The organism is Cellvibrio sp. pealriver (genome assembly GCF_001183545.1).
Lineage (GTDB): Bacteria > Pseudomonadota > Gammaproteobacteria > Pseudomonadales > Cellvibrionaceae > Cellvibrio.
Genome location: NZ_KQ236688.1, coordinates 1841953 through 1860333, shown reverse-complemented (window position 1 = coordinate 1860333; position 18381 = coordinate 1841953). Strand labels below are relative to the sequence as shown.

General features: G+C 46.1%; 17 protein-coding genes and 2 tRNA genes. 14 read left to right on the top strand and 5 right to left on the bottom strand.

All coding sequences use genetic code 11. The features are described 5' to 3' along the window. Positions 1-324: 324 nt before the first annotated feature. From VC28_RS08000 to VC28_RS07985, 4 genes are all read left to right on the top strand, one after another. On the top strand, positions 325-1740 hold the full coding sequence (locus VC28_RS08000) for an MFS transporter (protein WP_049630181.1): 1416 nt from the start codon (positions 325-327) through the stop codon (positions 1738-1740). A gap of 366 nt (positions 1741-2106) precedes the next feature. After that, on the top strand, positions 2107-2508 hold the full coding sequence (locus tag VC28_RS07995) for a DUF4398 domain-containing protein (RefSeq protein ID WP_197085497.1): 402 nt from the start codon (positions 2107-2109) through the stop codon (positions 2506-2508). Then, complete coding sequence (locus VC28_RS07990) at positions 2505-3263, top strand: OmpA family protein (protein ID WP_082191449.1); 759 nt, start codon at positions 2505-2507, stop codon at positions 3261-3263. Before VC28_RS07995 ends, VC28_RS07990 begins: the two co-directional genes overlap by 4 nt. A 57-nt stretch (positions 3264-3320) precedes the next feature. Continuing rightward, positions 3321-3632 carry a BON domain-containing protein gene (locus VC28_RS07985; protein ID WP_049630180.1) on the top strand — a complete coding sequence of 104 codons (312 nt, stop codon included), beginning with the start codon at positions 3321-3323 and terminating at the stop codon, positions 3630-3632. A gap of 175 nt (positions 3633-3807) precedes the next feature. On the opposite strand, the gene murI is transcribed toward VC28_RS07985, so the two are convergent. After that, positions 3808-4635, bottom strand: coding sequence for a glutamate racemase (murI, locus tag VC28_RS07980; protein ID WP_082191448.1), 828 nt, complete (start codon positions 4633-4635; stop codon positions 3808-3810). 130 nt (positions 4636-4765) lie between these two features. On the opposite strand from murI, the gene rmuC reads away from it, so the two are divergent. Genes rmuC through VC28_RS07965 form a run of 3 tightly spaced genes read left to right on the top strand, consistent with a single transcriptional unit; the run spans position 4766 to position 7322 of the window. Continuing rightward, positions 4766-6298 (top strand): DNA recombination protein RmuC, encoded by a 1533-nt coding sequence (rmuC, locus tag VC28_RS07975; RefSeq protein WP_053094171.1) that lies wholly within the window; start codon positions 4766-4768, stop codon positions 6296-6298. Positions 6299-6332: 34 nt separating this feature from the next. Further along, complete coding sequence (locus tag VC28_RS07970) at positions 6333-6806, top strand: DUF2489 domain-containing protein (protein WP_231591678.1); 474 nt, start codon at positions 6333-6335, stop codon at positions 6804-6806. After that, entirely contained in the window at positions 6807-7322 is a 516-nt protein-coding gene (locus tag VC28_RS07965; protein WP_231591677.1) for a GNAT family N-acetyltransferase, read from the top strand. It abuts the gene before it with no gap. Positions 7323-7357: 35 nt separating this feature from the next. Here VC28_RS07965 and trmA read toward each other — a convergent pair whose 3' ends face one another. From trmA to VC28_RS07950, 3 genes are all read right to left on the bottom strand, one after another. After that, positions 7358-8449: a tRNA (uridine(54)-C5)-methyltransferase TrmA gene (gene trmA / locus VC28_RS07960; RefSeq protein ID WP_049630178.1), complete on the bottom strand. Its 1092-nt coding sequence runs from the start codon at positions 8447-8449 to the stop codon at positions 7358-7360. Between the two features lie 69 nt (positions 8450-8518). Further along, positions 8519-9250, bottom strand: a complete 732-nt coding sequence (locus VC28_RS07955) for a hypothetical protein (RefSeq protein WP_049630177.1) — start codon at positions 9248-9250, stop codon at positions 8519-8521. A 22-nt stretch (positions 9251-9272) separates the two neighbouring features. Beyond that, the gene (locus VC28_RS07950) at positions 9273-10676 is read right to left on the bottom strand and encodes a two-component system sensor histidine kinase NtrB (protein WP_049630176.1); all 1404 of its coding nucleotides are present in this window, start codon (positions 10674-10676) and stop codon (positions 9273-9275) included. 237 nt (positions 10677-10913) lie between these two features. Here VC28_RS07950 and VC28_RS07945 point away from each other — a divergent pair. The 5 genes from VC28_RS07945 to VC28_RS07925 all read left to right on the top strand — a co-directional run bounded on the left by VC28_RS07945 (position 10914) and on the right by VC28_RS07925 (position 15341). Continuing rightward, positions 10914-10989: transfer RNA gene (locus tag VC28_RS07945), tRNA-Val, on the top strand. Between the two features lie 62 nt (positions 10990-11051). Continuing rightward, positions 11052-11128, top strand: a tRNA-Asp gene (locus tag VC28_RS07940). 572 nt (positions 11129-11700) lie between these two features. Continuing rightward, positions 11701-13068, top strand: coding sequence for a hypothetical protein (locus tag VC28_RS07935; RefSeq protein ID WP_049630175.1), 1368 nt, complete (start codon positions 11701-11703; stop codon positions 13066-13068). Positions 13069-13122: 54 nt separating this feature from the next. After that, entirely contained in the window at positions 13123-14076 is a 954-nt protein-coding gene (locus VC28_RS07930; RefSeq protein ID WP_049630174.1) for a 1-aminocyclopropane-1-carboxylate deaminase/D-cysteine desulfhydrase, read from the top strand. A 113-nt stretch (positions 14077-14189) separates the two neighbouring features. Beyond that, positions 14190-15341 (top strand): cyclic nucleotide-binding domain-containing protein, encoded by a 1152-nt coding sequence (locus VC28_RS07925; RefSeq protein ID WP_049630173.1) that lies wholly within the window; start codon positions 14190-14192, stop codon positions 15339-15341. On the opposite strand, the gene VC28_RS07920 is transcribed toward VC28_RS07925, so the two are convergent. Next, positions 15338-16330, bottom strand: a complete 993-nt coding sequence (locus tag VC28_RS07920; protein ID WP_049630172.1) for a DUF1853 family protein — start codon at positions 16328-16330, stop codon at positions 15338-15340. The two genes, VC28_RS07925 and VC28_RS07920, sit on opposite strands and share 4 nt — an antisense overlap. A 122-nt stretch (positions 16331-16452) precedes the next feature. Here VC28_RS07920 and VC28_RS07915 point away from each other — a divergent pair, with 122 nt between their 5' ends. Further along, a complete protein-coding gene (locus VC28_RS07915; protein WP_049630171.1) occupies positions 16453-17352 on the top strand; it encodes an NAD(+) kinase in 900 nt (299 codons plus the stop codon). An 18-nt stretch (positions 17353-17370) separates the two neighbouring features. After that, entirely contained in the window at positions 17371-18375 is a 1005-nt protein-coding gene (locus VC28_RS07910) for a metallophosphoesterase (RefSeq protein WP_049630170.1), read from the top strand. Positions 18376-18381 lie beyond the last annotated feature (6 nt).

The window sequence follows — 18381 nt, the reverse complement described above, 5'->3', positions numbered from 1 at the left end:
TCAGGTGAAGGGCGATTATGGCACTGGTATCCGTTATGCAACAGGTTTTTGGTTATAAGCGTGTATAAGTGGTTGGTTATAAGTGGTTGTTGGATAAAGACTTTACACTTCTTGCGGCTTGTTTGGGGTGTGGAAACATGCTACTTTTTCAGCCCATAAAAAGCGACATTAGAATTTCATCTGTACGGACGCAGATAATCCCCCGGCACATCAGGTCAATACAAACAGGTGAGTGTTTCTGGCTCGCATGACGCTTTAGTTTAGCGTTATCGTCATGTACAGCTATGATTCCCTTTGTATCCATAACTATAAGCAAGTGACCTTATGAACCAGCAAATCCCCAGCCAGCAATCTGTTGGCAACTACCGTTGGACTATTTGTGGCCTGTTATTTTTTGCCACCACAGTTAACTATCTTGATCGCCAAGTATTAAGCCTGTTGTCCCCTGAGCTGATGGAGCTCTATAAATGGAACAACAATGACTACGGCAATATCACTGCGCTCTTCACCTTTGTCTATGCGATCTCGATGATTTTCGCTGGGCGCTTTATCGATAAATTTGGTACCAAGAACGGTTATATCATCGCCATCGCCATCTGGTCGTTCGGCGCAGCGATCCATGCGTTTTCCTACGAAATGGGTGCCGGTTTTTACACCATGCTGAGCTGGGTTGGCTTGGCGGATATCGATCAAGCCAATGGAACTGTTAATGGCGCTGCCATGATTACGGTTTATTCCGTCGCTGGTTTTATGATCGCCCGTGCAGTACTGGCGTTTGGTGAGGCGGGCAACTTCCCTGCAGCAATTAAGGCAACTGCCGAGTACTTCCCTAAAAAAGAACGTTCGTTTGCCACCGGCATTTTTAATTCCGGTGCTAATGTCGGCGCAATTCTGGCTCCATTGACGGTACCTGTTATTGGTGTGATGTGGGGTTGGCAATGGGCATTTATCGTGGTGGGGATTATTGGTTTCGTGTGGATAGGATTTTGGTGGGTGTGGTACGACAAACCCAGTGAACAAAAGCGCCTGAGCGAGGCCGAGCGCGCCTATATCAATTCCGATGTCGAAGCCGTTGAAGCCGTTGAGGAAGAAGTAAAAACCTCCTGGTTCACTTTGCTGAGTTACAAGCAAACCTGGGCATTTGCGTTTGGCAAATTCATGACCGACGGCGTGTGGTGGTTCTTCCTGTTCTGGTTGCCTATTTACCTGAGTGCACAACACGGGATGGAAAAAACGGAAATCGCCCTGCCAATCGCATTGATTTATACCCTGACGATGTTTGGCAGCATTGGTGGTGGTGCCTTCCCCGGTTATTTCATTAAGAAAGGGATGGATGCATTTAATGCACGCCGCACGGCGATGTTTGTGATTGCATTATTTCCATTGGTCGTACTGCTGGCGCAACCCTTAGGGCATATTTCAGTGTGGATTCCCATCCTGCTGATTGCGGTGGGCGCATCGGCGCATCAAGCCTGGTCGGCTAATATTTTCACCACTGTGTCGGATATGTTCCCCAAGAAAGCAGTGGGTTCAGTAGTCGGGATAGGTGGCTTTGCCGGTGGTATGGGCGGAGTATTGCTCAATAAACTCGGCGGCGGTTTGTTTGACCACTTTGAAAAGGTAGGCAATATCGCAATGGGTTACACCATTATGTTTGCCATTTGTGCAACTGCGTATCTAATCGCCTGGTTTGTTATGCGCATGTTGGTGCCCAAGTACAAGCCAATTACTGATTTGTAATTTCATCACTCCGCCTGTTTGTTGCTTGAAAGCCGCCGTCAGTTAACTGACGGCGGTTTTTTTATGGTCCTTTAGTGCCTTCTCTGTGTGCGATCACCTGATAACAGCATCACAAAATAATGTAAAAAATAAAACTTTTATCAATACCCTACTTAAGCGCTCACATATTCGAATGTAAAAGTTACATGCCAGCAATTGTTTGATGTAGAGGGTTGTACTTGAGCGTTTGAAATTTTTATATTTATTTGTCTATTTTGCATTTTTAGCCGCTATAAAAATCGTTTTAGTCCCCGCCTAAACCCTCTGAACTCCTGAAAACGCTAACGGTCAACTTTATGAGCACGTTAACTTTCGAGGAGAAAAACCATGAATACATTATCTGCTCAATGGAATAAAAAAATTGCTCCATCCTTAGCTGTTTGTATGCTTTGCGGGGTGTTTGTTGGTTGTGCGTCTACCCCAAAAGCACCAACAGAAGCATTGCAGGCAGCTGACTTGGCGATTGCTAAAGCGGAGCAAGATCGTGTGGCGGATTACGCATCGCCAGAGTTAAGTGAGGCGCGCGAAAAACTGACAGCGGCACGTGTTGCTGTTGCAGAAAAGGAAATGGTGCGCGCAGCGCGTTTGGCTGAACAAGCCCGCGCCGATGCAGAGCTGGCTTCAGCGAAAACACAGTCTGCAAAAGCACAAGAAGTAAATGCAGAGTTGGATAAAAATGCCGATATTCTGCAGCGCGAACTGCAACGCAATTCAGGAGGTGCATTATGAAACCCATCATGAAATTTACATCGCTGACAACATTGATTTTATCTGCCTCTTTATTGATTGCCTGCGCCAGCCCTAAAGCGCCGGATGCCGCTGCGCAAGTGCGTGCGAATTTAACGCAATTACAGGCAGATCCCCAGCTTGCAACACTTGCACCGGTGGAGATAAAAGCAGCAGAAGATGCGGTGCGTATTGCGGAGGAGCCGCGCGATGATAAAGCACTGGCAGCACATTTTGTGTATTTGGCTGAACGTAAAGTCGAGACAGCAAGAGCCCTGGCAGAAGCACGTTTTTATGAAGAGCAGCGGCAAGGTCTGAGCGAACAAATAACGGCTGCGCAATTGGAGGCTCGCACCAAAGAAACCGAGGCGTTACGCCGTCAAATCGCGGAGCTAAACGCAAAGCAAACGGAGCGTGGTTTGGTTGTCACATTAGGGGATGTATTGTTTGAAGTTGGCAGATCGGATCTGAAATCCAATGCGCATGCCAATTTGAACAAATTGGTCAGGTTTCTTGAACAACAACCTGAGCGTTCAGTTGTGATAGAAGGCCACACCGATAACATGGGTAGTGACAGCTACAACCAAACGCTTTCACAAAGTCGTGCTGATGCCGTCAAAGTGTTTTTGATAGAGCAGGGCATAGCCGCGAACAGGATCACCGCAGTAGGAAAAGGTGAAAGCGCACCAACGGCCAGTAATGATTCATCTTCTGGTCGTCAGTTAAACAGGCGTGTCGAGATCGTGATTGCAAATTAATTCAATGTTGTGCAAAACGTTTTACTTAATGCTAAATCGGTAAACAAGGAGCTTTGTATGAAATCAATTAATTTTTATGTATCGGCTATTGTTATGGCGCTTATTCTGGCTATCACTGGATGCGCGTCTACATCCAAGGAAAAAAGCACAGGTGAGTATCTGGATGATGCTGTCATCACAACCAAAGTGAAAGCGGCATTTGTTGAAGATGATCAACTTAAAGCAACCGAAATTCAGGTTGAAACCTACAAAGGGGTTGTTCAGTTGAGTGGGTTTGTTGAAGACCGTTCTCACATCGGAAAAGCAGAGCGTGTGACACGTGAAATTAAAGGTGTAAAATCGGTAAAAAATGATATTCGTGTGAAATGACAAATGGTTGATTTTGCCTACTGTGACTTATAAGGATTTTGGATAAGGATTAAATAAGGACATGTGATGAGAGGGATTTCTTTAACGGAGTGATTATGTAAGTACTTGGAGTAAAAATAAAAAAGCTGTCATGCAAGTGGCAGCTTTTTTATTTTTTAATCTGAATAAGCGGGTTTTATTCTATATCGATAAATTCAGCTGTGTGCATACCAAACGTGTGCAGTGCCGGAATAAGACGCTCTGCTTCCGGTGTTTTTTTTGTAAAGACAGCCGTGTGTCCCGTATTGTTGGGTGTATTGCCCACTCTTCCTTCCAATAAATATTCCACCCGCCGGGCGATTGCTTCCCCTGAATCGATCAGTTGTATCGCTGCAGGTAAAGAGGCTGCCAGTTCTGCTTTGAGTAAAGGGAAGTGCGTGCAAGCCAACACCAGCACATCCATTTGTGCCGCTTGTTCATGTTGCATCAATTGGGCGGTGATGTGAGCAATCGATTGATCATCAATTGTTTCACCGCGTAATTTTTGTTCTGCAATTTGCACCAGCTCGCTGGTACCGAGTGAAATAACATCGCATTGTGGAGCGTATTCGCGGATAAGTTCATAAGTGTAGGGGCGTGCGACAGTAGCAGGGGTTGCCAGAAGACCTATCACCCCGGTCTTGCTTAATTTTGCTGCCGGTTTAATGGCAGGTACTACACCGACGATGGGCAGGCTCAAGCGGCTACGTAAATGCGGCAGGGTGAGGGTGCTGGCGGTATTGCAGGCAATAACCAGAATATCCACGGGATATTCCTGCAATAACCGGCTCATTACCACATCGACCCTGGCAATAAGTTCTGCTTCACCTTTGGTGCCGTAGGGAAAAAAGCCGTTATCTGAGGCGTATACCAGTGAGACCGAGGGTAAGCGTTGCAGGATTTCCCGAGCTACGCTCAGGCCGCCAACACCCGAGTCGAACACCAAAATACGTGGGCTGTTACTTGCTTGAGTGGCGTTGCTCATCGGGTGGCTCATAGTAGATAACGATAGGGCAATTCAATCGCCTGCAAACGGGCAACTATTGCTAAAATGGCCGCGATTTTAACGGCCATTGCCGATAAAGCCTAGCGGCGTTTTGCATCCGGAGTTTTCTGTGAGTTCATCCTTGATTGTGTTTTTGGCAGGTTTATCTGGCCTAATAATAGGTGCATTGTTCGTGTATTGGTTGTTTGGCCGTCGGCTGGATCAGGCTGTCATCGCCAAAACCTACGAATTGGAATCTGTGCAACAACAGTTGCAACACAGCAATGCCCTGCGGGAGGCCAGCCTGCAGCAAGAGCTCAACCAATCTAAACAGCAGTTGGCAGAGCTCAAAGCTCAGCTGCATCAGCACCAACAATTACAACAAGAACTGCAACAATCACTGGGGGAGGCTCGTCAAGAGGCCGCTGGTTTGCGCGAAAAAACCCGTCATTTTGAACAGGTGCAGCAGCAGTCATTACGTAAAGATGAGCAGCTGACACTGCTGGAGAAAACGGCTACAGAATTGCAAACCCGTTTGGATCAGGAGCGCAAACATTTTGCAGAACAATTGGCGTTGCTGCAAAACGCCAAAGCGGATCTGGTGAAAGAATTTGAAAACCTTGCCAACAAAATTTTTGAAAGTAAACAGCAGCAGTTCAGTGCTAATAGTAAAACCTTGCTCGATTCTACCTTGGATCCTCTCAAACTACAGTTAGTTGAATTCCGCAAAAAAGTAGAAGATGTTTATGAAAAAGAAAATGCCGAGCGCAACCGTTTGGCAGGGCAAGTGCTGGAGTTACAAAAGCAAGCACAAAAAATTGGCGAAGATGCCGTCAATCTTGCGCAAGCGTTAAAGGGTAATACCAAGGCTCAAGGCAATTGGGGTGAGGTGGTGCTTGAGCGATTGCTGGAAGAATCCGGGTTACAAAAAGGTCGCGAGTACGACACCCAAGTGAACTTTACCAGTACTGATGGTAGTCGTTTGATGCCGGATGTGATCGTACATCTACCGGAAAATAAAGACATCGTTATTGATGCCAAATGTTCACTACTCGATTATGAAAAATATTGCAGTAGTGATGATGAAGCAGAGCGTAAACAACATTTGTCTGCACATATCAACTCGCTGCGCAATCATATTAAAAATTTAAGTATCAAAGATTATGAAAAGATTGACGGCATCAAGGCGTTGGATTTTGTATTTATTTTCATTCCTATTGAAGCCGCATTTATGATTGCACTCCAGCATGAACCCGCTTTGTATCGCGAGGCGTATGATCGTCATATCATTCTGGTAAGTCCTACTACCTTATTGGCGACCTTGCGTACGGTAGAAAATATATGGCGCTATGAAAAGCAAAACAAAAATGCTGAACGGATTGCGAAAGATGCGGGTGCTTTGCATGACCAGTTTGTGTTGCTGTTGGAGTCGCTGGATGATATTGGTAATGCAATCAGTAAAAGCCAGGCTGCTTACACCAAGGCACGCGAGCGGTTGCAATCCGGCCGTGGAAATTTGGTGAAGCGGGTTGATGACATTCGCCGGTTGGGTGCGAAAACCAAAAAAACAATTGCAGGTCACTTGTTGGAAGATGCAGGCGTTGCCACTGATGAGTTGTCACTGGATGAATTATCCGAACAGCAAAATGACGATGCTAGCTAAATAAAAAATTCACATATTAATGATGAGATAGTGTATGAATTGGTTGTTATTTTTTATCGTAACAGGTGTTTTGGTTATCGTTGTGTTGGCAGCTATAGCATCGAATCTGGTATACAAAGTTTATCTGCAAAAAAAAGTACGTGAAGAAAAACTGGAAGCGCTGGAGCAGGCCAACCAACAAGCGCAGCGTGAGCAGCGCGAGTGGCTTAACAAAAGCATACAGATTCTTGCGCAAGCATTGCACAATGATGAGCTGACTTTGACGGAAGCCAGCATTCGCATATCCGGTTTGTTGGATGCATTGGATGTCCAGTCATCTATAAAAGAAGAGTTTTCCGCGTTTTATCAATTGCGTGAAAAAACCAGTCACATACCTTATTTGGAGGCTTGGCAGAACCTGTCTAAAGCGGAACAAAATAAATTTGATATAGAGCGTTTGCGTCACGAGGAAACCTTCCACGATTTTGTACGGGATGCAGCAAAGCGCATACAGGGTAGAGATTTTTAAATGGCCGATGGCTTTGTGTGTCGCGCTATGCGCGCTTGCGATATTAAAGATGTCATTCGCATCCAGGTAGAAGCCTACCGTGAGGAAATGATTGAAAGCGATGAGGTAATACAAAAACGCTTTGCGCAAACTCCGGATACATCCTGGGTTGTTGAGCGCGCAGGAAATGTGTGTGGCTATTTGGTGGGTTATCGTTCACGCATAGGGGAAGTAACACCATGGGGGCACGACTTTTCCCATAAGCTTTTTGCCGACACGCTTTACTTACACGACTTGGCGATCAGCAAATCTGCTGCAGGATATGGATTGGGGCAATTATTAGTTATTCATGCTCTGCAAGAGGCAAGTGCTCTCGACTTGGCAAATGCGGCGCTTGTCTCTGTGCAAAACTCAAAAATATTTTGGGAAAAGCTGGGTTTTAAGGAGTATATGGCATTGCCCGAAATCCAACAGCAACACTTGGCTTCTTATTCCGGTAATGCGTTCTACATGTCCTGCCATCTTATCAAACCATAAAAAATACGGCGGAACGCACGCCCGTTTTCAACATTTTACACAGTCCCTTTTTTCTTCAAGATAACACCGCATTCTGCATGATGTGTGTAAGGGAACTGATCAAATAACGCAAATGCAGTGATCTCGTGTGTTTGGGTGATGGTGTGCAAGTTTTCTCTCAGTGTTTCGGGATTGCATGAAATATAAATAATGTTGTCGAAACGCTGCGTAATGCTGGTGGTATGTGGATCAAGGCCCGCACGTGGTGGATCTACAAAAATGGTCGAAAAGTGATAGTCAGCCAGATTGATGTGTCGCAGGCGATTAAACTCACGCACGCCATCCATTGCTTGTGAGAACTCTTCACTGGACATGCGTGCGATTTGGATATTGTTGATTTGATTTTGTTGGATATTGAATTGAGCAGAATCGACAGATGACTTTGCAACTTCTGTTGCAAGTACTTTGGAAAAATTTTGTGATAACGGCAAAGTGAAATTACCATTGCCGCAGTAAAGCTCTAATAAATCACCACCAAATCCTTTACTGTTCTCTACCGCCCATGCCAACATTTTTTCACAAACACCGGCGTTGGGCTGAGTGAAGCTGGCTTCTACTTGTTGATAGACAAATTCGCGCCCCAGCACCTGCATACGCTCAATCACATAATCTCGTTCGATCAGTAATTTTTGTTTTCGGCTGCGGCCAATAATGTCAGCCCCTAGTTGTTGTTTAAGTTGGCGTGCGCGCTCACTCCATTCCGCAGTTAATTCTTTGTGGTAAATCAATGTAATTAACGACTCTCCGCTTTGTGCGGTCAAGAACTCAACTTGATAAAGTTTGTGGCGTAATAATTCATCGCTATTAATTGCAGGAAGCAATTGACCAATCAATTTGTTGATAAGCAGTGAGCCAACCGGAAATTCAGTGATGGAATAAGGCTTCTTGTCTGCATCGAACATGACAAATTCAGAGCGGTCTTGTTTGTGCCACACGCGAAACTCAGCGCGCATGCGATAGTGTTTTTCAGAAGAGGTAAAAACCTGGATTGGAGGGTGCGAAAATCCGGAAAAGTCCTGTTGGATTCGGGTAAGTTTTTCGTTGAGTTGATGCTGGTAGCTGGCAGGGGAAAAATCGTTGGCGGTCATAACGGGCTCATTAAAAGCTTGCTTGTTAAACAAGGCGGGCTGCACTTTAGTACAGCCCGTGAGCCGGCATTATAACTTCTTCGTCTCGCATTTGCCCCATTCACACGTAAGAACAGAGGTGGCTTTTTCTCCGCAGAAGGTCGCATAGACTTCATGTGGCCATTGATTGGCAATACTCAGGGTGTATGCAGCAGGGCAGGTCTTTTCATGGGCATTTGCAATACTATAGAAGGTTGCGCCTTGGGAAGCGCCCTGCAATCCCGCTGCCAATGTGGGAACGTCTACGATTTTATAGTCTGCAGGTAAATGTTTCAGCAGCTCGGCTTTGTATGGTGCGATTTTAGGATTGTTTGCCAAGGGCAATGCTTTGCCGCTGATCTGTGCAAGCCTAAATTGGCAAATTTTTTGTTTATTAACCGGGCTGCGTTGTGGAAGAGCCAGCTCATCGGTTGCACGCGTGCGGGCATCTAGTACCAAACGGATCGCCGCAGGTGAAACAGTTTTATTGTTGTAGCTAAACGCATCATTGGTATGCAGCTGACTATAAAATGCATCTGCCGCTGCTACGAGTTTTGCATTTTCATTCAGCCAATTCTGCTGGGTATCAATTGCATCAACTTCTATATCCCCGCCAAGCGTTGCACAAGTCGTAAATAAATTGGAAAAATAAACGGCTTCACTAAGGGTATTGGTGGCGGCTCGCTCCAGGGAGTTTTCATCGATTGTCGGTGTTTGTGTGGCACAACCTGTTAATAAAGTAATGCCAAATGCTAATTTGAGTAAGTATTTATTGTGTGTCATTGTGGCTCCTGCGGGATGATAGTTATGCCTGTTGCAACGGTAGTCTAATAATAAAGCTGCAACCTTTGCCTGGCGCTGTTTTTACATCGATTGTTCCTTGATGACGCTCGGTGATAATGAAATATGAAACAGATAAACCCAAGCCTGTTCCCGAGCCTAGTTCTTTTGTTGTGAAAAATGGCTCGAAGATATGCTTGCGTACAGTATCGGTCATGCCGGGGCCATTATCTTGAACTTCGATCACAAGATGCTGGTCTTGTGTGTATGTTTTGATCCAAATGCTTGGGTTTTCTTCTCCGCTGCTGGCAAGTGCCTGTTTGGCATTTCGCAATAAATTCAATAGGACTTGTTGTAACTCTGGAGCGGATGCATGTACCGGAGGAAGTGGCGATTCAAATTCAGTAACAATATTTACCTTGTGGCCGCTGTAAGAATAATTGCTTTGGCTTAAATTAATAGTCTGTTCAATTAGGTGTTGTATTTCAACCAGGCTGGTTTTTCGTTGGGAGTTGTGTGAAAACTCTAGCATGTTTCGTACTATGGTTGCTGAGCGCTCGCCGGCTTCACGTATAGAGTCGAGCATTTTTGGTATTTCACGAGTTTGTAAGTAGGTATGTACCTGCTGAAAATCCAGATTCAATTGATTGGCGTGGGTATGATTAGTGGAAAAATTAATATCTGTCCGGCGCGAAATATTTTGTACGTTTTGTAGAATAACACTGAGAGGGTTATTGATTTCGTGAGCGATTCCAGCTGCTACTTCGCCAAGTGAATACATTTTTTCATTTTGGATCATTAAGTTTTCAATTGTTACTTTCATGGTGACATCGTCTATCCTAATAACGGCACCCTGTTGCGTGCTGGAAATTAATGGGTAAATCGTGATCTCAAAATAGCATTTTTTTTCGTCATCACTTTGCGTGTGTTGTGTAGAGTAAGGCTCGCCATTGCGGATCGAGTTTTTAATAGAATCAACTGTGACGGGGAATAAAGGCAATAAATCAGTAATATTTTTTCCCAGCGCCTCGTTTGAAAAAATTTCAAACGTGTTTTCGGCAGCCGCGTTCCAGTGAGTGACTTCGCCCTTTGCGCTAACGCCAATAATAATCGATGGCATAGAGTTGATCATGCTTTGTAAGTACAACTTGGTTTCGCGTAGCTGCCGCCCTGTTTGTTCATGACGGGCAACTTCGTCCACCAACAGATTATTGGTGGTGTGCAAACTTTCTGTGCGCTCAAGGATCTTGTCTTCCAATACTTTTTGCGATTCCTTTAGCGCTTTTCGTGCGCGCTTGTTGCTCAAGCGGCTGCGCTGTAAGCCGATGATCAAGAGCGTCTGTAAGACCAACAGAAGAATCACCACAATCCCCATCCAGGGAATGGAATCATTATTTGGCAGTTGGGTGATTAAAGTAGGGGATTTCATAAGCAGTGGGCGTTATTAAGTTATAAAGATAATTGGATCCATGAAATATCGCGTTGGCAAAGTATATAGACCTAAATAAGGATTCGAGCGTGCCATGAAAGCTAATTTACCTGTTGGCGCTGTATTTTTGTCCGCAGGAGCTTACTTCTTGGTCGCTCTCTTATAAGTTTTAAGTAAATCGTCAAAAAACGTTTGACACAAAAAGCAAATTCGATAGAATGCGCACCTCTCAACGAGGGGCGGTTAGCTCAGTTGGTAGAGCAATGCCCTTACAAGGCATGGGTCACAAGTTCGAGTCTTGTACCGCCCACCACATTTTGTGCTCCCTGAACAAGAGCCTGAACAAAATGGCAGGTGTATCGTTGTTAGTTTCGCGGACCGGTAGTTCAGTCGGTTAGAATGCCGGCCTGTCACGCCGGAGGTCGCGGGTTCGAGCCCCGTCCGGTCCGCCACTATTTCAGAAAGCCCGCCATGTGCGGGCTTTTTTATTGCCTTAGAAACGCAGATCTACATGAAATTGTCATCTTTGGTTGGTAGATTGAAGTTCAGGGAGTAAAACCCGGGAACCAGTCAGGCGATATACCTGTCTGTAGACTGGGGTTTCCCTGAGAGTAAATATCCAATCTAAGGAGTAATGACAATGCAAGACTATGTTGAAGACCTGCTAGACGTTCAGTTTGATGATGTTGATGATGATTTCCCTGAAGATTACTCAGACATCTAACCCGGGCTAATGCAGCATTTTGCTGCAGGCTCGTGGTAACTCCTCGCTTTCTCTCTGTTTGGTTATTCCTTTCTTTATAAAATCTCCCCGGTGATTTTGATAACCTGATTTAGTGTTGTTGGTGCGCGCTATAACCAGTAGTTTTGATGACGGAACCAGCGTGGTATCGTTTAGTCGAATAGGCCGCAAATCTGTGCAAAAGTCACTCTTCATGGCAGTTGTTCACGTTTTCATGTGAATGTGTTTCTTATACTTCCTACAACTTTACACACAAATCACCCGGTGTGAGACAACTGTCCTATGTCCAATTCCCCTGCAGAGCAACTTGAGGCTGTCTTTCTTTTTCAGGACGGGCAAATAGCACGCGAGTTGCTTTACCCTGAGTTTGAGGCAATTTTGGATGGCTTCATCCCTGTTCCTGATTTTTCTGGTACATCAGCCAAGGCGGCTTATGTGCAAATCAACCCGTCGCTAAATGTTACCGGCGTAGTGTTTTTTCTTTTGGGGTTCGATGCAAAAGGCATGGTTGATCGCCGTTGGAATGTGCCGTTACGCCAGTTGTTGGAATCCGCTGGTTCCGGGCCTGATATGGGGGCAGGGGCAATCCGGCTGGTGTGTTACAGCCAGTGTCCTGTTGCCTGGCACCAGAAGAATTTGTGGGATCCGCTTATGCAGCCGGGCAGTAATAGCTTTGTGGCGATGCGCAAAGCCGTGAAATCCAATCGATTGGGGTTTGCGATAAAAGCACCGGAGGCACAGGCTGTTGCTTCAAAGTCGGTTCAAGCTGTGCGTACTGTTGCTGAAGTTGAGCGCGAGCAATCAGCGCTGGAACAAAAATTACATGAACATTATGCGCAAGAGTTGCGCGATAAAATGGCGCTATTGATCAAAGAGCAGCGCTTGCGTATTGCCACGCTAATGAATCAACATCAGGCAAAATTTCACTCACTTCAGCATGAGCACCAACACCGTTTGTTGGCCTATCAACAGCAGTATCAGCAATTAGAGCAGCAAAATAAGGAACTTGAGGAGCGCAACCGTTCTTTAAAAGAAAGTCTTGATATTCAAGCCACCAAGGTGGAAGGGATGCGTGAATATTTTGCCCATAAACTCAAGGCCGCACAGCAAGATGAATCCAGTCAATTGCAGGTGTTGCAAGAAAATTTTGCATTGGAGCTCGATACAAAAATCCGTGCTGCTACTGCAGGGTTACGTGAGATGTTAGACATGCGGGAAGTTGAGCTATTTTATCGGCATCAAAATGAAAGTGCGTTAAAAGAAGAGATTGTGAATATCAAGCGTGAAAATCAGCAGCTTTTGAAAAATAGCAGCGATCAATTGTTGGGGCGTTTGACTAAAGCGGGTGTTAATTTGGTTGCTTTCCTGCCTGGAGTGGGGGAGATTGCGATTGCGCTCGATGATATTGGCCGGTATCTGGAAGATCCTGATGCTTATGCAGCAGAAAAAGCTGGCGTAAGCCAAGCGGTTTATTTTGCGTGGCTGGAGCATCATAAATCGCCCTGTTGCAGTGCAGTTGATTCGCGCGGCAATATGTGTGGCCGAAGTATTCCAATGATTGAAACTCCATTAGAGTTTCACTCTGGGGAAAGTGATCGCTGCACACAACATCAAACGGTCACTTTTTCATTGGTAGCAGAGCGGCGTTAAATATTTAAAAACAGAACAGTGACCAATAGATGTGTATTGCAGGTATAAAAAACGGTGTTGATTGATTCTGGCGATGATTTTTTTGCCGCTGCTTGTGCTGTGCCATTACAAAATATGACCACAAAAGTATTGGCTGCTGCAGGTGTTGAATTACTGGTGCGTCGGGATGATTTATTCGACCAGCAGTTATCGGGCAATAAATTCTACAAACTATTTTTTAATTTGCATGAGGCAGGCAAGAAACGGATAAGCACATTGCTGAGTTTTGGTGGTGCCTATTCGAATCATTTACATGCTTTGGCTGCTGCAGGGCAGCGATACGGTTTTAAAACAATAGGTGTGGTGCGCGGTGAGCGCCCTGTGCAATTAAGTCCGACCTTGATTGATGCTGAAAATTGGGGGATGCAGTTGGTGTTTATCAGCCGTCAGGAGTACGGTGATAAAAATGAATTGCAAATGATTGAAGCGTTGCGCAATCAGTTTGGCGAGTTTTACAGTATTCCTGAAGGTGGTGGTAATCTCGCTGGTGCGCAGGGTATGCAGTTGCTTGGGCAAGCGCTAGAGCAGCAGGTAAAAGCTGACTATACTGCGGTGTGCATCCCCTGTGGAACAGGTATTAGCTTGGCGGGTTTGGCCGCAGGCATTAGTCAGGAAAAGCAGGCATTGGGATTTTCCAGTCTGAAAGGTGATGGAAATTTGGGGCGTAATGTTGCGTATTACTATCGCCAACTTTTTAGTGATAGCCTGCGTATTGATACTCCCGAAAATTGGCGACTGATCAGTGGGTTTCATGCAGGTGGATATGCCAAGAGGCACCCGGATTATCTGTTTCGCTTTTGGCAAACGTTTGAGCAGGAAACGGGATTATCACTTGATCCTGTGTACACATTAAAAATGTTTTGGGCAATTCATTGTCTTGCGCAACAGGGATATTGGGCGCGTGGTTCTCGTGTGATTGCAATACACACAGGAGGATTACAGGGGCGGAGAGGATTTACATGTCCCTAAACCACAGAAGTTTGAGTTGCGATAAGCCAGCGAATAACGTGCCGTAAAAGTTGTTTTGGTAATGCGTTTTTGTAGTCTTATAAGAGACTGCTTCCCTGTTAAAGGATGTTGTTATGCAAGCTCAAAAAAATGCCCAAGTTCCTGTTGATGTGTCTGCCCCCGTCGGATTCGATCTGAACTTGACACGCACATTGGTGCCACTAAAAGACATGAGCGAAAGCCATTTGCTGGCTTTGTTGGATGATGCAGTTGTCGATACTGTATGTGCAGGTCAAACGCTTTTTTCTGCAGGCAGTTATGATGAGCAGCATGTCTACCTTCTGCATGGTGATGTCGCTCTGGTTAATGTCGATGGTACCCGCACGCAAATTAAAGGGCGATCATCCCTTCTTCCCATTGCCCATCAGCAACCACGCCAGTATACGGCTGTGGCCGAAACAGATTGCAGTGTGTTGCGTATCAACAGCGAGCGCTTGGATAAAATGCTGACCTGGAGCCAGGTTGCTGATTATCTGCAACTGATTATTTCGCGTGAGCGTGATCTGGACGAAGACATTGATTGGATGATGATTATTTTGAAGTCCAATTTATTTTTCAAAGTACCACCTTTGAATGTTGAGCAAATTTTTTCGCGTTTGACTCCCCAGGTTGTGTATGCGGGCGATGTGATTATTCGTCAAGGCGAATTGGGAGACCAATGTTATTTCATTAAAGAAGGTGAGGCGGATGTAACCCGGCATACGGATAACAAACGTCAGCATCTAGCGACCATCGGTGTTGGTCGTTGTTTTGGTGAAGATGCGCTGGTAAATGAAACTGTGCGTAACGCAACAGTCATGATGCGTACAGACGGTGTCTTGATGCGTTTGGAAAAACAGGATTTCTATCGATTATTGAAAGAACCGAGTGTGGCGACACTGGCATTAGCCGAATTGGCGGATACCATGGCAAAAGGTGTTGTGGCGGTTGATGTGCGCAGTGAAGAAGAATACAGCGAGGTGCACTTACCGCACGCTGTGAATATCCCATTAAATATACTTTCCATTAAATCCCGCTTGCTGGTTAAAGATAAATTGTATGTCTTTTATTGCGATACCGGACGGCGCAGTCGTGCGGCAGCGCATTTGTTAGCACAACATGGTTATCGCACATTGGCATTAGATAATTGCGCGCAATTATTTAGTCCTGCTGGTGCTCAGCAATATTTAACCGATACGCAAAATTATGTGTTGCGCAATGGTGATGTCATTCTCGGGCAGGGTTAGTTATCTGGCCAGTGATCTGGTACAACAAAGCCCCGCATGGATTCTCGCCACACCGTTTTTGTAATGCTATTCATTTCGATCAAAGCCGCTATCAAGAGCGGCTTTTTTGTTTTTTCCAGCTGCGATTGTATGTGTTTGGAAAGTTCGGTCGCTGTTAATAATCTATCAGGGCTATCAATGTGCGCAGGGGATAACCAGTGCTGATGTTCAAGCAGGGTCCAGACCGTCTCTGTTTGTGCTGTCTGCTGTAAAAAATACAGAAAATCGCGCAGGTGCCACCAATATCCATGGCCGTGATGTGGATGGCTATGATCAGGGCTTAAACACATAGATGCAGGTGAAAAAAAATAACCCTGCAAACACAAAGCACTATGCCAGTTTTGAATGTGAGGGTATTTCGCGTGCAATACTTTTTGTGTTTGGGTGAATTGGTGCAGTGGCAACTGATGATTGATGAGATGGGTTAATTTGATATCCAAACGGTCATTGTTGTTTGGTCCAATCCAGTTTTTCCACTCAGTAGCATCTTTCTGGCTGTGTGTATTGCATAGATAAAATTTTACAGCAGTCTCAATATGAAAATACTGCCCATCGCGGCCGCATAGAAAATCCAATGCGCCTAATGTTATTCCCTTATGATCAATTTGCAGGTTGTAATCCAACAATTGCCATTGCGGGTGATGGTTAAAATAAAATTGCCACAAAGCTTCGTAATAAATTCCGAGCCGTGTGCTTTTTCGCTGTGCGAGGTGCTTATCCAATGCCTCTGGGGCGGCATCTAATGTGCGCAACCAATCCCACAATGCCGTGTCTGATGGTGTAAAGCCGGTGTGTGAACACGGTTGTTGAAAAGGAAAAATCTGTGTTGCTGTGCCCGGTAATTCCTGCATCATAGGCGCGCTGAAACAGCACCAGGCCAAATCACGCACATGCTGGTGATGGAGTTGATGGATAAACAATAGTGATGGATCATCAGGTAAATTCGGCATAAATATCAGCCTTGGGGAATCTGGAGGCTATAATAGCTTACAAAATCCAGGGATATTTCCTCATTTAATTAACCGCACGCTTTACTAACCGCACTCTCCGTGACTTTTATGCAGTGACTTTTATGACCCATTTTTCAACCATAGGCCTGATTGGCCATCTCAATAATGAGCGCGCGGTATATTCCATCAAACGGTTGATCCGTTTTTTACAGCTCCGCAATAAACGTTTTGTCCTTGAGGCGGAAACGGCTGCGCGCATTGTTGATACTGATTTGCTGTCTGCTGCGCACCAGATCGTGGATATGGATACGCTCGGGCAGGCGTGTGATTTGGTTATTGTTGTCGGTGGTGATGGCAGCCTGCTGCGCGGTGCGCGTGCACTTGCCAAATATGCTGTGCCGCTTTTGGGGGTTAATCGTGGGCGCTTGGGATTTTTGACCGACATCACCCCGGAAGATATTGAAAATAAGGTCGATGAAGTGTTGTCGGGCCAATTCAAATCGGAAAAGCGGTTTTTGTTGGATATGGAGGTCAGACGCGACGGGCAGGTGATCGCCACGGCTGATGCACTCAATGATGTGGTCTTGCACCCTGGGCAATTCATCCACATGCTGCAATTTGAGATAGCGGTAGATGATGTATTTGTCACCAGCCAGCGCTCCGATGGCGTCATTGTGTCTACGCCAACCGGTTCCACGGCCTATTCATTGAGTGGTGGTGGCCCCATTTTGCATCCGACTCTGGATGCCATAGTTGTTGTTCCCATGAACCCCCACACCTTGAGCAGTCGTCCGATTGTAGTGGCGGGGCACAGTGCGATCAGCATTGTCGTGGGCGAGCACAACCGCGCCGAGCCAATGGTGACCTGTGATGGGCACTCGCATGTTGATGTGCAGACGGGCGATACAATCCTGATCCGTAAAAAGCCCCACATGTTGGAGCTGTTACATCCTCTTGATTACAACTTTTATGAGCGTTGCCGTTCCAAGTTGGGATGGGGCGGGCATCTATTGAAGGAGTAGCATGGAGGGGCTAACGGCATGATAAAACAGTCGCCAGATAAATCGATCAGCCGGTCCCAGCCGGGTGAAGCCAGAGGTTACGATTTAATTGGTGATGTCCATGGGTGCGCCCACACTCTGGAGCGGTTGCTGCAAACCCTGGGGTATCAAAAAATCGGCGGTGTATATCGCCACCGGCAACGACAAGTCATATTTCTTGGGGATATTGTGGACAGAGGGCCGCGTATCCGTGAGGCCTTGCATTTGGTGCGTGACATGGTGGAGCAGGGCAGTGCCCTGATGATTCTGGGTAACCATGAGTTCAATGCCATCACCTATTGCACCAGTACAGGCAGTGGTGGCTACTTGCGCCCCCACACTGCCGCTAACGCGAGGCAGATCGCTGAAACCCTTGAGCAATTCGCTAATTACTCCCAGGAATGGCAGTCCTTCATTCGCTGGTTTGTGGAGTTGCCTCTGTTTCTGGAGATCGAGCATCCACTCACCCGGCAGCTATTTCGCGCTGTGCATGCTTGTTGGGATCAAACACTGATTGACCTTCATTGTGCACGTTATGGCGATGGCCATATTGATTGGACATTTGTTCTGGAATCGGCTGAGCCGGGCTCTCTTGCTGCACTGACCAAGCAACGCCTGACCGGCGGGGTGGATTTGCCTTTGCCAGATGGGATGACAATGACATCATCGGACGGTTATACCCGTCGCGCATTCCGCACAAAATTCTGGGGGCATGAGGCGCGCACCTATGGCCAATTATTGTTCCAGCCAGATCCGATTCCGGAACATATTGCGATGGCAGAAATCTCTGAAGAGCACCGCTCCCAAATGGTGTATTACGATCATGCCCAGCCACCATTGTTTGTGGGTCATTATTGGCTGAAAGGGCAGCCACGCCCGCTTGCTCCCAACCTGGCCTGTCTGGACTATAGTGCGGTTAAATTCGGGCGATTGGTGGCATACCGCATGGATGGTGAGGCACAATTACAGGCCAATAAATTTGTGTGGGTGTATGTAGACCCCTGACATTTT

Coding starts and splice junctions, on each gene's coding strand:
- VC28_RS07920 (WP_049630172.1), bottom strand. CDS start 16,330: ATGCCGAATTTACCTGATGATCCATCACTATTGTTTATCCATCAACTC.
- VC28_RS07970 (WP_231591678.1), top strand. CDS start 6,333: ATGAATTGGTTGTTATTTTTTATCGTAACAGGTGTTTTGGTTATCGTT.
- VC28_RS08000 (WP_049630181.1), top strand. CDS start 325: ATGAACCAGCAAATCCCCAGCCAGCAATCTGTTGGCAACTACCGTTGG.
- VC28_RS07995 (WP_197085497.1), top strand. CDS start 2,107: ATGAATACATTATCTGCTCAATGGAATAAAAAAATTGCTCCATCCTTA.
- VC28_RS07935 (WP_049630175.1), top strand. CDS start 11,701: ATGTCCAATTCCCCTGCAGAGCAACTTGAGGCTGTCTTTCTTTTTCAG.
- VC28_RS07950 (WP_049630176.1), bottom strand. CDS start 10,676: ATGAAATCCCCTACTTTAATCACCCAACTGCCAAATAATGATTCCATT.
- VC28_RS07990 (WP_082191449.1), top strand. CDS start 2,505: ATGAAACCCATCATGAAATTTACATCGCTGACAACATTGATTTTATCT.
- VC28_RS07985 (WP_049630180.1), top strand. CDS start 3,321: ATGAAATCAATTAATTTTTATGTATCGGCTATTGTTATGGCGCTTATT.
- VC28_RS07955 (WP_049630177.1), bottom strand. CDS start 9,250: ATGACACACAATAAATACTTACTCAAATTAGCATTTGGCATTACTTTA.
- VC28_RS07915 (WP_049630171.1), top strand. CDS start 16,453: ATGACCCATTTTTCAACCATAGGCCTGATTGGCCATCTCAATAATGAG.
- trmA (WP_049630178.1), bottom strand. CDS start 8,449: ATGACCGCCAACGATTTTTCCCCTGCCAGCTACCAGCATCAACTCAAC.
- VC28_RS07910 (WP_049630170.1), top strand. CDS start 17,371: ATGATAAAACAGTCGCCAGATAAATCGATCAGCCGGTCCCAGCCGGGT.
- VC28_RS07925 (WP_049630173.1), top strand. CDS start 14,190: ATGCAAGCTCAAAAAAATGCCCAAGTTCCTGTTGATGTGTCTGCCCCC.
- murI (WP_082191448.1), bottom strand. CDS start 4,635: ATGAGCAACGCCACTCAAGCAAGTAACAGCCCACGTATTTTGGTGTTC.
- VC28_RS07965 (WP_231591677.1), top strand. CDS start 6,807: ATGGCCGATGGCTTTGTGTGTCGCGCTATGCGCGCTTGCGATATTAAA.